General features: G+C 64.4%; 18 protein-coding genes. 11 read left to right on the top strand and 7 right to left on the bottom strand.

What is annotated here, in order from left to right; all coding sequences use genetic code 11:
- Window positions 1–48: 48 nt before the first annotated feature.
- From ACFQXB_RS17535 to ACFQXB_RS17550, 4 genes are all read left to right on the top strand, one after another.
- Window positions 49–675, top strand: coding sequence for a hypothetical protein (locus ACFQXB_RS17535; protein ID WP_076534158.1), 627 nt, complete (start codon window positions 49–51; stop codon window positions 673–675).
- A gap of 166 nt (window positions 676–841) precedes the next feature.
- Window positions 842–1,228, top strand: a complete 387-nt coding sequence (locus ACFQXB_RS17540; RefSeq protein ID WP_076534156.1) for a DUF302 domain-containing protein — start codon at window positions 842–844, stop codon at window positions 1,226–1,228.
- Window positions 1,228–1,752 (top strand): hypothetical protein, encoded by a 525-nt coding sequence (locus ACFQXB_RS17545; RefSeq protein ID WP_144039021.1) that lies wholly within the window; start codon window positions 1,228–1,230, stop codon window positions 1,750–1,752. Before ACFQXB_RS17540 ends, ACFQXB_RS17545 begins: the two co-directional genes overlap by 1 nt.
- Window positions 1,749–2,219: a DUF6789 family protein gene (locus ACFQXB_RS17550; RefSeq protein WP_076534153.1), complete on the top strand. Its 471-nt coding sequence runs from the start codon at window positions 1,749–1,751 to the stop codon at window positions 2,217–2,219. The genes ACFQXB_RS17545 and ACFQXB_RS17550 overlap by 4 nt, the downstream gene beginning before the upstream one ends.
- A 31-nt stretch (window positions 2,220–2,250) precedes the next feature.
- Here ACFQXB_RS17550 and ACFQXB_RS17555 read toward each other — a convergent pair whose 3' ends face one another.
- From ACFQXB_RS17555 to ACFQXB_RS17570, 4 genes are all read right to left on the bottom strand, one after another.
- Window positions 2,251–2,910 (bottom strand): hypothetical protein, encoded by a 660-nt coding sequence (locus ACFQXB_RS17555; RefSeq protein ID WP_377406481.1) that lies wholly within the window; start codon window positions 2,908–2,910, stop codon window positions 2,251–2,253.
- 51 nt (window positions 2,911–2,961) lie between these two features.
- A complete protein-coding gene (locus ACFQXB_RS17560) occupies window positions 2,962–3,369 on the bottom strand; it encodes a c-type cytochrome (protein ID WP_083701371.1) in 408 nt (135 codons plus the stop codon).
- Between the two features lie 46 nt (window positions 3,370–3,415).
- Entirely contained in the window at window positions 3,416–3,754 is a 339-nt protein-coding gene (gene copM, locus ACFQXB_RS17565) for a CopM family metallochaperone (protein ID WP_443093465.1), read from the bottom strand.
- A gap of 86 nt (window positions 3,755–3,840) precedes the next feature.
- A complete protein-coding gene (locus ACFQXB_RS17570) occupies window positions 3,841–4,035 on the bottom strand; it encodes a heavy-metal-associated domain-containing protein (RefSeq protein ID WP_076534148.1) in 195 nt (64 codons plus the stop codon).
- 168 nt (window positions 4,036–4,203) lie between these two features.
- On the opposite strand from ACFQXB_RS17570, the gene ACFQXB_RS17575 reads away from it, so the two are divergent.
- The 4 genes from ACFQXB_RS17575 to chrA all read left to right on the top strand — a co-directional run bounded on the left by ACFQXB_RS17575 (window position 4,204) and on the right by chrA (window position 9,539).
- Window positions 4,204–6,675 carry a heavy metal translocating P-type ATPase gene (locus tag ACFQXB_RS17575; protein ID WP_377406485.1) on the top strand — a complete coding sequence of 824 codons (2,472 nt, stop codon included), beginning with the start codon at window positions 4,204–4,206 and terminating at the stop codon, window positions 6,673–6,675.
- Complete coding sequence (gene cueR, locus ACFQXB_RS17580) at window positions 6,672–7,154, top strand: Cu(I)-responsive transcriptional regulator (protein WP_076534144.1); 483 nt, start codon at window positions 6,672–6,674, stop codon at window positions 7,152–7,154. The genes ACFQXB_RS17575 and cueR overlap by 4 nt, the downstream gene beginning before the upstream one ends.
- Before the next feature lie 196 nt (window positions 7,155–7,350).
- Window positions 7,351–8,172, top strand: coding sequence for a chromate resistance protein ChrB domain-containing protein (locus ACFQXB_RS17585; protein ID WP_377406488.1), 822 nt, complete (start codon window positions 7,351–7,353; stop codon window positions 8,170–8,172).
- Complete coding sequence (gene chrA, locus ACFQXB_RS17590; protein ID WP_377406490.1) at window positions 8,172–9,539, top strand: chromate efflux transporter; 1,368 nt, start codon at window positions 8,172–8,174, stop codon at window positions 9,537–9,539. Before ACFQXB_RS17585 ends, chrA begins: the two co-directional genes overlap by 1 nt.
- Before the next feature lie 96 nt (window positions 9,540–9,635).
- On the opposite strand, the gene ACFQXB_RS17595 is transcribed toward chrA, so the two are convergent.
- Complete coding sequence (locus tag ACFQXB_RS17595; protein ID WP_076534138.1) at window positions 9,636–9,956, bottom strand: H-NS histone family protein; 321 nt, start codon at window positions 9,954–9,956, stop codon at window positions 9,636–9,638.
- A 425-nt stretch (window positions 9,957–10,381) separates the two neighbouring features.
- On the opposite strand from ACFQXB_RS17595, the gene ACFQXB_RS17600 reads away from it, so the two are divergent.
- The 3 genes from ACFQXB_RS17600 to ACFQXB_RS17610 all read left to right on the top strand — a co-directional run bounded on the left by ACFQXB_RS17600 (window position 10,382) and on the right by ACFQXB_RS17610 (window position 12,714).
- Window positions 10,382–10,786 (top strand): single-stranded DNA-binding protein, encoded by a 405-nt coding sequence (locus tag ACFQXB_RS17600; protein WP_009820080.1) that lies wholly within the window; start codon window positions 10,382–10,384, stop codon window positions 10,784–10,786.
- Window positions 10,787–10,980: 194 nt separating this feature from the next.
- Window positions 10,981–11,634 carry a hypothetical protein gene (locus ACFQXB_RS17605; protein WP_377406494.1) on the top strand — a complete coding sequence of 218 codons (654 nt, stop codon included), beginning with the start codon at window positions 10,981–10,983 and terminating at the stop codon, window positions 11,632–11,634.
- Window positions 11,635–11,871: 237 nt separating this feature from the next.
- Entirely contained in the window at window positions 11,872–12,714 is an 843-nt protein-coding gene (locus ACFQXB_RS17610) for a hypothetical protein (protein WP_377406497.1), read from the top strand.
- 58 nt (window positions 12,715–12,772) lie between these two features.
- On the opposite strand, the gene ACFQXB_RS17615 is transcribed toward ACFQXB_RS17610, so the two are convergent.
- On the bottom strand, window positions 12,773–13,324 hold the full coding sequence (locus tag ACFQXB_RS17615) for a PIN domain-containing protein (protein WP_377406534.1): 552 nt from the start codon (window positions 13,322–13,324) through the stop codon (window positions 12,773–12,775).
- Window positions 13,325–13,338: 14 nt separating this feature from the next.
- Window positions 13,339–13,803, bottom strand: coding sequence for a helix-turn-helix domain-containing protein (locus ACFQXB_RS17620; protein WP_377406499.1), 465 nt, complete (start codon window positions 13,801–13,803; stop codon window positions 13,339–13,341).
- Window positions 13,804–13,836: the final 33 nt, after the last annotated feature.

Raw genomic sequence — 13,836 nt, forward strand, 5'->3', positions numbered from 1 at the left:
CATCCGTGCGCGACTTCCAAGACCAACCCCGATGAATGGAGAGAGACCATGACGACCAGAACCGCACTGACCGGCCTTCTCGCTGGCGCCGCCCTGTTTGCGATGAGCATGAGCGCCACGGCGCAGACCACTGATGACGACCATGCGGCCCACCACCCCGAGGTCGAGGCGACGGCGCCCGAGGGGGATGCGGGACCTGCCGACGCCTCCGGGATGCCTGGCATGATGGGCATGATGACGCCCGAGATGATGCAGATGATGATGCGCATGATGGGCGAGGGCGGGATGCCCGGGATGATGGGTGGCATGCGCGGCGGCCCGATGGCCGAGGGAATGCCGGGCCGCGGCATGATGGGCCAAGGCATGATGGGGATGCACGGCATGCCGATGGGCCCGATGATGCACGGCCTCCATGGGCAGATGGGCGGCCACGCCCTCGGCCCCGGCGCGCTCTATGGCATGCACCACAGTGCGCCCAGCGAGATGACGCCGGCCCGCGTCGAGACGTACCTCGCGCATCTTCTCGAGCGCCACGGCAACCCGCGCCTCGAGATCGGCGAGATCACCGAGGCCGAGGATGGCAGCATCATCGCCGAGATCGTCACGGTGGACGGCTCGCTCGTCCAGCGCCTCGCCTTCAACCGATATCCGGGCCTGTTCCGGCAGATCGACTGACGCGGGCCTGCCCGGCCAAGGGCCAACAGTAGCACCAACCCGAAAGGAGACTGCCATGATGAACGGATGGGGAATGGGGTTCGGCGGGATCTGGATGATCCTGATCCTTGTCGGCCTCGCGATCGCGGCGCTGATCAAGTATCTGATGAAATGAAAGGAACGGACCATGAGCTACACGCATGACCGGACGATCACGGATGCTTCGATCGACGCAGTGGACGCGCGCATCCGCAAGGCGCTGAGCGAGCAGGGCTTCGGCGTGCTGACCGAGATCGACGTCAAGGCCACCCTGAAGGCCAAGATCGGCACCGAGGTCGATGATTACCGCATCCTCGGCGCCTGCAGCCCGGCCATGGCCTACAAGGCCATTCAGGTCGAACCGCGGGTTGGCGCGATGCTGCCGTGCAATGTGATTCTGCGCGCAGTGAAGGGTGGCGTGGAGATCAGCGCCATCGACCCCGTCGCCTCGATGCAGGCCATCGACAACAAGGACCTGCAAAGGATTGCCGACGAAGTGCGGCAGATGCTGGTCGAGGCGGTCGAGGCCGCCTGATGGGCACGGGTTCCAGAAACGCGGCGCGCGCCGAGGCTACTGGCACCGGCGCGCGCCCGGCCGGTCTTTGGGAGGCGCCGGAATTGCCGGTCGCTTTCTTTTCCTTCCTGCTGCACTTCGTCTGGGAGTTCGTGCAGGTGCCGGTCTTCGCAGACATGGCCGAGATGGCGCATTGGGAGGCGATCAAGCTCTGCATGTCGGCAACCTTTGGTGATGTCGGTTTCGCCCTGACGGCTTTCTGGATCGCAAGCCTCGCGGCGCGCAGCCGGGACTGGCTCTTTGGACCGGCGAGGCTACCCATCGTGATCTTTATAGGTATCGGCATCGCCCTGACGGTCGGGTTCGAATACTATTACACCAACGTCAGCCTGCGCTGGACCTATTCGGACGCGATGCCGCTGGTGCCGCCCTTCGGCACCGGATTCAGCCCGCTCATGCAATGGCTGATCCTCCCGCCGCTCGTGATCTGGCTGACCCGCCGGCACCTGCTGGGGGCGCGAGCGATCCGGGAAGGCAATGCATGAACCATGGTGATCTGCCGCCAGCCTTGGGCCTGCTGCGACCGCTGGTCACCGCAGTCCTCGCCGGGCTTGCCGGGTTGGCGGTGCACAGCACGCTGATGCTGGTCAAGGACGCCTTTGGCATTCTGCCGGGCTTTCAGCCCTACGACGATTTCCAGCGCCTGCTGGGGGGCTGGGCGGGTGCGCAGCTGGGAAGCCTCGTGCCCTATCTGACCGGCGCGATGATCTGGGGGTTCCTCTATGCCCGGCTGCACCCCCATCTCCCCGGCGGGAGTTTCTGGGCAAAGGGTCTCGGTTTCGCGCTCATTGCCTGGGGCGCGATGAGCACGGGGTTCTTCCTCCTGGCAGGGCATGGCCTGTTCGGACTACGCATGGGTTATGGGATCTGGCCGGCCCTTTTCATGTTGCCGATGCTGGCGACTTTCAGTCTTGCGTTGAGTTTCACCCATTCCCGTCTGCGGGCAGCATGATCTCGTCTGTGCCAGGCAGCATGGTGCCGGATCAGAAATACCCAGCCAGCAGTGCCGAGAACCCCGTAAGCAGCAGCGCCTGCAGCCCGAAGATCGCCAGCGCCAGCGCGATCAGCAGCGGCATGGTTGGCGTCGACAGGGCACGCGCCTGCATCGCCCCGCCAACCATCGCCATATGCAGCGGGAGGGCACTGATGAGCGTGGCATAGAGATAGACGCCTGAGAGATTCGCGAAGGCGGCTGACTGGGTCAGCGTCGGCCCGACGACGCGAAGCCCTTGCACCGGGTCGCCGCCGAACGAGCCGAACATGAGCGCCGAAGCCGGATAGATCACCACATGCAGCGCGATGAAGGCGCCGATGCGGGCAGGAAGGTCGATGGCAAGTGCGCGCGCCGGGCTCAGCCGGCGGCTCCGAAGTTGCGCAAAGAGGATCAGACCGAAGGCATTGACGACAAGGACAACCGGCAGGCCATTGGTGGCGATCTGCCGCACGAAGCGCGGTAGTGCCGCGTCTGTGGCCAGCAGATGCGGCCACAGTCCTGGCGACAGCGCGATGTAGAGCGCGAGGGTCGGCGCGAGGCCGGCGAGCGAGAGCAGAACGACATTCCGGGCAAATCGCAGGAATGGCAGCTCGACCGAGAAATGCCGGTCGAGCCAGGCGAGCACAGCAGATTGCGGCTTGGTTGCCACGTCGTTTTCTCCTGCGTCGGGCGGCCCCTCGGCTCGTAATCGGTGCCTTACCTAATCTGCGCCCTCCGCTGCGGTGCGCTCTGCCTGAAACGCGCGCATCCGCTCGGGCCAGGTTGACCTGATATAGGCCAAGATCGCCTCGATCTCGGCGTCACTCAGTACGTCGTCGAAGGCGGGCATGCCGGAATCGAACCTCACCCCCAGGTCGTCGAGAAAAGCCTGCCCGCCGCGGCGCGTGTAGTCGAACAGCATTGCGTCGCCATGATGCCAGGTGTGGCCGGTCTCGTCATGCGGCGGGGCGGGAAAGCGGCCATCCGGTCCACGGCTTTGCCAGTCGGGGGCACCTTCGAGATTTACACCATGGCAGGCCGCACAATGTTCAACGTAGAGCGCTCGGCCTTCAGCAATCTCGTCTGCGCTGACCGGAGACACCAGGACCATGGTGCCGAGCAGGGCCATAAGGACGAAGGCAGCGCCCGGCGCTCCAATGCCGGGCGCGTAGCGTTCACTGCAAGCCACGGGCGGCCAACCATGCGCGCATCATGGCGATCTCGCCTTCCTGGGCACCGATAACCTCTTCGGCGAGGGCCCGGATCTCGGGGTCGGAGCCATGTTCCAGCACCACGCGGGCCATGTCGATGGCGCCCTGGTGGTGGGGGATCATGCCGCGAACGAAATCCACATCGGCATCGCCGGTGAACTCGATGGCCATATCGGCGTGCATCCGGTCATTGGCGGCCATGTAGGCGGCGATGACCGGATTGTCGCTGGTCGCGACCTGGGCGCCGTGCGCTCCATGATCCATGGCGCCGTGGTTCATGGCCCCGTGGCCACCCTGGCTCATCTGTGACTGCGCGTAGGTCAAGCCGCCGGCCGCAATCGCGGCACCAAGCAGAAATGCGAAGGACAGTTTTTTCATCAGGTTTCTCCTTATTGGATCGTTGCCGAAAACCCGGCCGCTTCAAGGGCGGGCAGGAAGGCGGTACTGGGCTGGCTGGACTGGACCGTGACCCTGCGCGAGGCAGGATCGGCGTCGACGGTCGCGGTCGGATCCACGGTCTGAATGGCCCGGGCGACGCCCCGAACGCATCCGCCGCAGGTCATGTTCTCGATATGAAACTGCATAAGGCGCACCTTTTATCTGGTTGATGAAAAGGCAGATAGGGCTTCCCACCGTTGGAAGGTCAAGGGCGCAGAAGCAAGTTTCAGCTTTTCTGACACAGGGCTTGACCTTCCCATTGTTGGAAGGCTCATCTTGGGCGCTGACACCTTCCCTGCTGCTGCGAGAACCCCATGAACACCGCCCTGAGACCGCTTCCAACGCAAGTTCTGGATATCGAAGGGATGACCTGCGCTTCCTGCGTCGGGCGAGTAGAGCGTGCTTTGCTGGCTGTCCCGGGTGTCGCGGAGGCCAATGTGAACCTCGCCATTGAAAAGGCCGAGGTCAGGCTGTCCTCCCCTGTGAGCCGCGCCGATCTGGTCAAGGTGATCGAGGGGGCGGGCTATGACGTGCCCGCCGCGCGGGTGGAACTGGCCATCGAGGGGATGACCTGCGCCTCCTGCGTCGGCCGGGTCGAGCGCGCGCTGGCCGCCGTGCCGGGCGTGACCGAAGCGCAGGTCAACCTTGCCACCGAACGCGCGAATGTCACCGGCACCGCCGACATCGCCGCCCTGATCGCAGCGGTCGAGGGCGCTGGTTACACCGCCCGCCAGCGGCAGGCGGCCAGCGACGGCAGTGCCGCCGAGCGGCGCGAGGCCGAGGCGCAGGGGCTGCGCCGCGATGTGCTGATCGCCGGGGCGCTGACCCTGCCGGTCTTCGTGTTGGAGATGGGCGCGCATCTTTTCCCGCCCGTGCACCATCTGATCATGGCCACCATCGGCATGCAGGCAAACTGGCTGATCCAGTTCGCCCTGACCACGCTGGTCCTGGCCTTTCCCGGCATCCGCTTCTACGCCCTCGGCTTTCCGGCGCTGGCGCGCGGGGCGCCAGACATGAACAGCCTGGTCGCGGTCGGCACAATGGCCGCCTATGCCTATTCCATGGTCGCGACCTTCGCCCCCGGCCTGCTGCCGCCGGGCACGGTGAACGTGTATTACGAGGCTGCGGCGGTGATCGTCACCCTGATCCTGCTGGGCCGCTATCTGGAGGCCCGCGCCAAAGGCCGCACGTCGCAGGCGATCGGGCGCCTGGTCGGGCTGCAGGCGAAGACCGCGCGGGTACGACGGGACGGGGTCACACAGGAAATCGCGGTCGATCAGGTGCTGCCCGGCGATCTGGTCGAACTGCGCCCCGGCGAGCGGGTGCCGGTGGATGGCGAGGTGATCGAGGGCGAGAGCTGGGTCGATGAGTCGATGATCACCGGCGAGCCGGTCCCGGTGGAAAAGCGCGTCGGCGCGGTGGTCGTCGGCGGCACCGTCAACCAGACCGGCGCGCTGGCCTTTCGTGCCACCGCGGTCGGGGCCGACACGATGCTGGCGCAGATCATCCGCATGGTCGAGGCCGCGCAGGGCGGCAAGCTGCCGATCCAGGCGCTGGTCGACAAGGTGACGATGTGGTTCGTCCCCGCCGTCATCGGGGTGGCGCTGCTGACCTTTGCCATCTGGTTCGCCTTCGGCCCCGAACCGGCGCTGACCTTCGGGCTGGTCAATGCCGTGGCGGTGCTGATCATCGCCTGCCCCTGCGCGATGGGGCTGGCTACGCCGACCTCGATCATGGTTGGCACCGGGCGCGGGGCTGAAATGGGGGTGCTGTTTCGCAAGGGTGAGGCGCTGCAACTCTTGTCGGGCACCCGGGTCGTGGCCTTTGACAAGACCGGCACCCTGACCGAGGGCAAGCCGCGCCTGACCGATCTGGAGCTTGCGCCGGGGTTCGAACGGGCCGAGGTGCTGGCCCTTGTCGCGGCGGTCGAGTGCAAGTCCGAGCACCCCATCGCGCAGGCTATTCACAGGGCGGCGCTGGAAGAGGGTCTATCTCTACCCCCGGTGACGGAGTTCGAGGGGCTGACCGGCTTCGGCGTCGCGGCCGAGGCCGGGGGCTCCCACATCCAGATCGGCGCGGACCGCTACATGGCGCGGCTGGGCCTCGATGTCGCGGCCTTCACTGCTGCGGCCGAACGGCTGGGGGACGAGGGGAAGACCCCACTCTATGCCGCCATCGACGGCAATCTCGCCGCGATCATCGCCGTGGCTGACCCGATCAAGGAAACCACCCCCGCCGCGATCCGCGCCCTGCACGGGCTTGGCCTGCGCGTGGCTATGGTGACGGGCGATAACGCCCGCACCGCACAGGCCATCGCGCGCAAGCTGGGCATCGACGCCGTGGTGGCCGAGGTCCTGCCCGATGGCAAGGTGGAAGCTGTGCGCGAGTTGAAGGCCGCACATGGCCGACTGGCCTTTGTCGGTGACGGGATCAACGACGCACCCGCGCTGGCCGAGGCTGACGTGGGCATCGCCATCGGCACCGGCACCGATGTCGCCATCGAAGCCGCCGATGTGGTGCTGATGTCGGGCTCGCTCAAGGGTGTGCCAGCTGCGATCGCGCTGTCAAAGGCAACGATCGGCAACATCCGGCAGAACCTGTTCTGGGCCTTCGCGTACAACACCGCGCTGATCCCGGTGGCGGCGGGGCTCTTGTGGCCAGCATTCGGCATCCTTCTGTCGCCAATCTTTGCGGCGGGGGCGATGGCACTGTCGTCAGTCTTTGTGCTTGGTAATGCGCTGCGGCTCAGGCGTTGGACACCCCCGGTGCAGGAGGGCACGGCATGAACATCGGCGATGCGGCCAGCGCCTCGGGCGTCTCTGCCAAGATGATCCGGTATTACGAGGAAACGGGGCTGATCCCACCTGCTGCGCGGACAGCTTCGGGCTATCGGATCTATTCGGATCAGGACGTGCACATGCTGCGCTTCATTCGCCGTGCGCGGGATCTGGGTTTCAGCGTCGAGGGCATCGGCGAGTTGCTGGGCCTCTGGCGCGATCGCGCGCGGCAAAGTGCAGACGTCAAACGTCTGGCTCTGGCCCATGTCGCGGACCTGCGCCTGAAGATTGCCGAGCTTCAGGACATGGCCGCTACCCTCGAAAACCTCGCTGACTGCTGCCACGGCAACGATCGTCCTGATTGCCCTATCCTTAAGGAGCTGGAGGCGCCCGAAGAGGAGTCCAACAGGCTGGAGAAACGCACTGGTGCAATCGATTCCGGGCCGCGGGGCAGGCAACGGGCAGTCCGGCGCAGTTTGCCCGGCTGATGTCGGCTTTCGCATCGGCGTTAACCTCTTGCGATTGTTTCGATGTGCCGCACGGGCGCGCGCCTCCTCCCCTGGCGACCTTGGTTGACAATCCTGTCCTGAAATTGGATTTTCCGTTCATGGGGTTTGCGACCGCCCCACGAGGCGCCAGCCGAAGATCGCGTTCCCGCATATCCTGACCTGAGGAGGAACGCAGATGCCTGCGCCTAACGCTATTTCATCCGAGAAACTTGCCCGCATCATTGGAACACCTCGCGCGCCGCTCTTGCTGGATGTGCGGTCCGAGGAAGACTTCGCCACCGATCCGCGCCTGTTACCCGGATCCATAAGGACTGACGACCGGGATCTTGCTGCACTTGCCGTGCAGCTTGGCGGGCAGACGTCCATCGCCGTTTGTCAGGCCGGCCATCGGCGCAGCCAAGGCACAGCCGCGATCCTGCGCGCCGAAAGCTGCCCTTCGGAGTATCTCGAGGGTGGGTTCGAAGCCTGGCGAACGGCCGGGCTGCCGCTGATCGATCCAGCGAAGCTGCCCGCGCGCGATGCGCAGGGCCGAACCACCTGGGTCACGCGCTCGCGCCCCAAGATCGACCGCATCGCATGCCCCTGGCTGATCCGGCGGTTTCTGGATCCCCGCGCCATCATCCTGTTCGTGGCGCCCGCCGAGGTTATCGGCGTCGCCGAACGCTACAACGCCGCGCCCTTCGACATCGAAGGCGTGTTCTGGAGCCATAGGGGCGAACTCTGCACCTTCGACGTGATGCTGGCGGAGTTCGGCCTCAGCATTCCCGCGCTCGCCCGCCTCGCGACTATCGTGCGCAGCGCCGATACCGCCCGGCTCGACCTCGCGCCCGAGGCGGCGGGGCTGCTGGCGGCCTCGCTTGGCTTGTCGCGCATGTTCTCCGACGATCTGGAGCAGCTGGAGGCCGGGATGCTGCTCTATGACGCCTTCTACCGATGGGCGCGGGACGCAACCGACGAGACCCACACCTGGCCCACCAACAAGCCGAAGGCAGACTGATGCAGGACCGCGCTTATCCCACCTTGGCCGAGGCCACGCGCATCTGGGCCCGCATCGGCCTTCTGAGCTTCGGTGGCCCCGCCGGACAGATCGCGCTGATGCATCGCATACTTGTCGAGGAACAACGCTGGCTGGGCGAGAAGCGGTTCCTGCACGCGCTGAACTACTGCATGCTGCTACCCGGCCCGGAGGCGATGCAGCTGGCCGTCTATATCGGCTGGCTGATGCATCGCACGCTGGGCGGGATCATCGCGGGCGTCCTGTTCGTGTTGCCCGGCGTCATCGCCATCATGGGCTTGAGCTGGATCTATGCGCTCTATGGCAATGTCGGACCTGTCGAGGCGCTGTTCTTCGGGCTCAAGGCCGCGGTGCTGGCGATCGTGGTGCAGGCGGTCATCCGCATAGGCTCGCGCGCGCTGAAGAACGGCGCGATGATTGCCATCGCCGCCGCATCGTTCGTGGCGATCTTCGGTTTCGCGGTGCCGTTTCCGCTCATCATCCTGATCGCTGGTTTGATCGGGTTCTTCGGCGCCCGCGCCGGCTTGCCCACGTTCCATGGGGGCGGCGGACACGGCAAGGTCGGCAAGGTCCAGGTCGATGATGCCGACACGCTGCTTGGCGAGGAGTCGCCCGAGCATACCGAGGTCAGCCGGGGCTACGCTTTCCGTATCTCGGCAGTGTTCCTTGTGCTCTGGCTGGCGCCGGTCACCCTTTTCTTCGTCTTGCTCGGCCCGGCCAATGTCTTTGCCCAGATTGCCGGCTTCTTCAGCGTCATGGCTGTCGTCACCTTCGGCGGCGCCTATGCGGTACTGGCCTACGTGGCGCAGGAGGCGGTGCAGAACTACGGCTGGCTCGCCCCCGGCGAGATGCTTGACGGCCTCGGCATGGCCGAGACCACGCCCGGACCGCTGATCATGGTCACGCAGTTCGTGGGCTTCATGGGCGCATTCCGCGAAGCGACCGGCCTGTCGCCGCTCGCGGCCGGCACGCTGGGCGGTCTGCTGACCACGTGGGTCACCTTCACGCCCTGCTTCCTCTGGATCTTCCTCGGCGCCCCCTTCATCGAGCGCCTGCGTGACAACTTGGTGCTGACAGCCGCGTTGACCGCCATCACCGCAGCCGTGGTCGGCGTCATCCTGAACCTCGCTGTCTGGTTTGGCCTCCATGTGGTTTTCGACGAAGTGCGAACGATCGCATCCTTCGGGCTCGATTTCGATGTGCCCGTCTGGTCGTCGATCAATCTGGCGGCTGCAGCACTGGTGCTTGCCGCGCTTGTGGCAGTGTTCCGATTCAAGCTTGGCCCGGTGATGGTGCTGGCAGGCTGTGCGCTCGCGGGGATGGCGCTTGCTGCGTTCGGCTGGACATGAGCCTTCAGATTATCCACCGCGGAGATGTCGGGCGCCGTGCATATCTCGTCGACGGTTTCGCGATGGCATGGGCTTGCCAGTGTCCTGCTGCGTCCTTCAAGTGATCCCTAATTCCTCTGCGGTCTTTCCCGCCCCCAACGCCTCAACGAACCACTGCGGTTTGCGCCCCCGACCGGACCAGGTGAGTGCCGGGTTCTCAGGGTGCCGATATTTCGCCGCTGCCGGTGCACGGGAGGTTTTCGTCTCGGTGCCGACAAGTTCGGCCAGGGAGAAGCCCAGATCCCGGGCGAGAGCCTCCACCTTGGCGCGGGCTTCCGCCTTCTGCCGATCTTGATAGGTGGCAATCGCCTTGGCGACGTCCTTCTGCATTTTCTTCAGCTCGCCGAGCGACAGTGCCTCGAGATCGTAATCAGCCATTGATGCGGTCCGTGTCCTGAATGTCCCGGTATCGATAGCCTGTCGCGGTAAGGCGCCGCAACTCCCGGAAGGCCAGGGAAGGGGTGGCGGAGGCTGGTGATCGCAGTTTTCGTCGCCAAGGAGGTGCGGAACTGGGGGTCAGACTGTCCCGATTGGCAGGGTGACGGGTTCTGGCATGGGCTCCCCGCGCATCTCTGTCTCCCGGGCCATCCCTTCGACTGACAATCCCCTAATCCCGTTCGGGCTCCTGCGCGCAACCCCGCGTCAGTCCGGGCCGTGTTGCCCCTTCGGGGCTGCCCGCTCCACCCCGGTCCTCTGGGGGTTTCCGGCGTCCATGCTGTCCACCGTACACGCGTCACCCGACGGGCTTTCTCCGGGTCTTGTCGAAGGGACGGTCCCGAAGACAGGACACACAGGAGCTTATCATGCAGAACATCGTCATCCTCGCCGGCAACATCGGTCAGACCCCCGAAGTCCGCACCACCCAGGGCGGCACCAAGATCACCAACTTCAGCCTCGCCACCTCCCGCCCCCGCCTCTCGGAAGGTCGCGTCCTGCGCGACGAGAACGGCTACCGGGTCATGGACACCGAATGGCACCGCATCACCTGCTTCAACGGTCTCGGCAAGACGGTCGCGGAGCATTGCGAAAAGGGCATGAAGGTCCTCGTCCACGGCCGCATCCACTACACCAAGTGGATCGACAGCATGGGGAACGACCGCTACGGCTGCGAGATCATCGCCGAGAAAGTCGACTTCCTGAGCCGCCCGAAGTCGGCCGAGACCGAAAACCCCGAGCTGGTCGACCGCGACGACGAGATCCCGTTCTGAAAAGAACGGGGTCTCCCCCTCGGGCCCGGCGGGGAAACCCGCCGGGTTCGGGGCGTTCAGGACGAGACGTCGAACGCTCCGTGCCGGATCACCTGAGTTGCTCTGCGATCGCGCAACATCGCTGTTGTTCAAATCAGGTTGTAGTCGTTAATGTTGTATCGTATCGAGCGAACAATTTCGCAGGGAGTCGATACATGAAGCATCCGTTGACGTCACTCGCAGCAGCCGGGCTCGCGCTTGCGATGGTCACGCCGGAGCCCGCTTTTGCGCAGAGCTACCAGGTCGACTGCGCCATCCTGCTATGTCTCGCGGGTGGCTGGCCAGCATCTGCACCCTGTGCACATGCGCGGGCTGTTTTCATCCGCAGGATCACGCCCTGGCCGGTCGAGCCGCCGCTGCAGATCTGGCGTTGCCCGATGGGAGCCTCGTTCAACGTCCCTGCCCCACTATCGCCGATGGAGCGACTCTACGATATCACCTTCCGCGCCGCGCCGGAGATCAGCGTCCCGAATGCGACAGGTCCGTTCGTGTTGGCGCAGGCCGATGAACGCGCCGATATCGACATCTCTGGCAGCGCCTTCGACTTCGTTCGGAGCATCCGCGTCTACCATGTCCAGTTCAGCCAACATCAGGATCGTGACGGTGATTGCATCCGCTACGACTCGACTAGGCTCGGCTCCTACGGTGTGCAGGGTGATTACCACTGGCAGCGCTCGAGTGCCGCAGCCGTTCCCCCTGCTTCGCTCCTGCCCCGGCCCGCGCATTGCGGCTCGGTGAGTTACCGTTCGGTCTTCGTCGATTGGCGCGACCATGAAGGCAACTATGGCTTCGAAGAGGTCCGATACTGAACCCCGTGCGGGCCAGCGTAGCACTGGCCCGCTCCGATCAACTTGCACCGGAGGCAGTGCATCACCCCAAAAAAGGGAAACGACGCCAGACCGAGAAGCCTGACGCCGCGTGAGACAAAAACCCTTGAACATGGTCTTTCTAGCGCAGTGTCCGAACCCCTGCAACCAGCAAAGTGTTATTGCAGGCAAGAATGTTGTTTGCTCTCGACATGGCTTCGTCTCTTAGGAGATACGACCATGGAACCAACGACCGGCCTGATCCTCAGGCGGATCACGCAGACAGACCTGTCCGTTTCGGCGCACAAGCTGGCCACGCTCATCCTCGACGGAATTGCGTGGAAGGACGGGTATAACGGCCTGCCCCGCGGCACGGCGGCCTTCACCCTATCCTCTCTGGCAGCGAAGATGGGCGTCTCGCGCCAGTACCTGAGCGTTCTGCTGAGTGAGCTTGAAACTTCCGAACTGAAGCTTGAGCGCGAGAAGTCGAACGGCAAGTTCGCCCCTTGGCTTTTCCGCTTCGCGGCCTTCGACGACGGCGAACAGACCCACGATCTCGTGTCAGACGGAGGCGACACATCACTATCTAGAGAAGAATCTAACAAAACTATATTCACAGGACAGATCAACATTGACGGTTGCTCGAACGTATTCCGAACATGCTGGGCCGAGCTGATCAAGGCCGCGAAGAGCGCCCTACCCTGCTGGAACGTCGACACGCAAGTGATCTGGGAACGCTTCCTTGCCTTCAACCGGGCTCGCGGAAACAGCAAGGTTCCGGCCGGTTTCCTGCTCGGCTTCATGCGCCGGTGGCGTACCTCACCTGGGGAAGCGACGCGCCTACCGGCTCTCCCCGCACCACAGCCGGTTCAAGAGCCACGAGAGCGCGAGCTGCACGAACAGATCAAGGCTGCGCCAAGCTCGAACCGCCAGTTTCACGCGTCAGACCTGTGTCGCGTCATCGGGCAAGCAGCGTACGATGCGCGCATTGCCGCCGTGATCCGGCAGTTCGGTTGCCCGAGGTTCACTGCGACTCTTGCAGTTCACGGGCGTGCAGTGCTGGCGGGCGAAATTTCGCGGTGACGAAGGATCGGGTGCCGCAACTCTGGCCAGAACGTATTCAGTAAGGGCAGTTCTGGGGTCAAAGCAGGTCAGCGAATTGTTCCAGATCGGCAACCGTGGCGACCAGCCCTTGCTGCGTCAGGATCGCGAGATACTCGTCTACGCTTTTTGGAGGATTCTTGAGGCGCGCGCGAACTTTACGCAGAGCGGAACAGACCAAACCGGGCGCGAGAGACAGTTGGTTTCGGAAAAAGTCGTCAGGGTGCTGGGTCTCGATGCCGAAGGGCGCAAGTGTCCCTGGAGGGAAGTCCTTCAGGTTCTGCGTGATGATCGCGTCACAGCGCCCAACGATTGCCGCCGCCAGAACGTGCCGATCGTCAGGGTCCGGCAGTGTCAGGGCCGGAACCAATGCCTCGTAGCCGGTGACCAGACAGTCGCGTGTGGCCCTGTCCATCAAGTCGCGGGTTCGTTCCAGCGCGGCGCGGTCCCGATGAGGTTCATTGCGCAGAAGCGCATCAATCCATTCCCGATGAATGTCAGCCGTCCACTTGGCCTTGAAAAGGTCCGTGACCGCTAACTGCATCAGTGCATCGCGCATCGGCGCGGGATAAAGGACGTTCGCATCGAACAGGACCGTTTACTGGCTCATTTCGAGCTGTAGCCCATGTCCTGCTCTTGAGCGTCGGCGGCCAGTTGATCGAGCACCGCTTCGCGCTCGCTGTCGATCGCAGCCTTGTAGGACATCACGTCTTCCATGCGGACGCGGCGATGCTTGCCGACCTTTCGATGCGGTATGGCACCATCCTCGAGCAGCTTGATCAGGAACGGACGCGAGACATTCAGAACCTCAGCGGCCTGTACGGTCGAGAGTTCGGCGTTCTCGGGGATGATGGTGACCCCCCGCCCCGCTGCCATCGCCTCGAGGATCTCCATGAGCAGCGATACGGCACCCGCAGGAAGCTCGATCGGCTCCATCTGCTCGGAGTCCGTCACACGAAGCTTCAACGGCGCGCGCGCCTGGGCGAAGCGTGACAATGCCTGGCCAGAGACGCGCGCGATAGCCGCGTCCTGCGGCGTGGGCGGAAGATGTCGGTGGGCCAGCATGTTCATGGTGGTCTCCTCTCCGGTTTCTGTTCTCTACCA

The organism is Halodurantibacterium daqingense (genome assembly GCF_042666235.1).
Taxonomy (GTDB): Bacteria; Pseudomonadota; Alphaproteobacteria; order Rhodobacterales; family Rhodobacteraceae; genus Halodurantibacterium; species Halodurantibacterium daqingensis.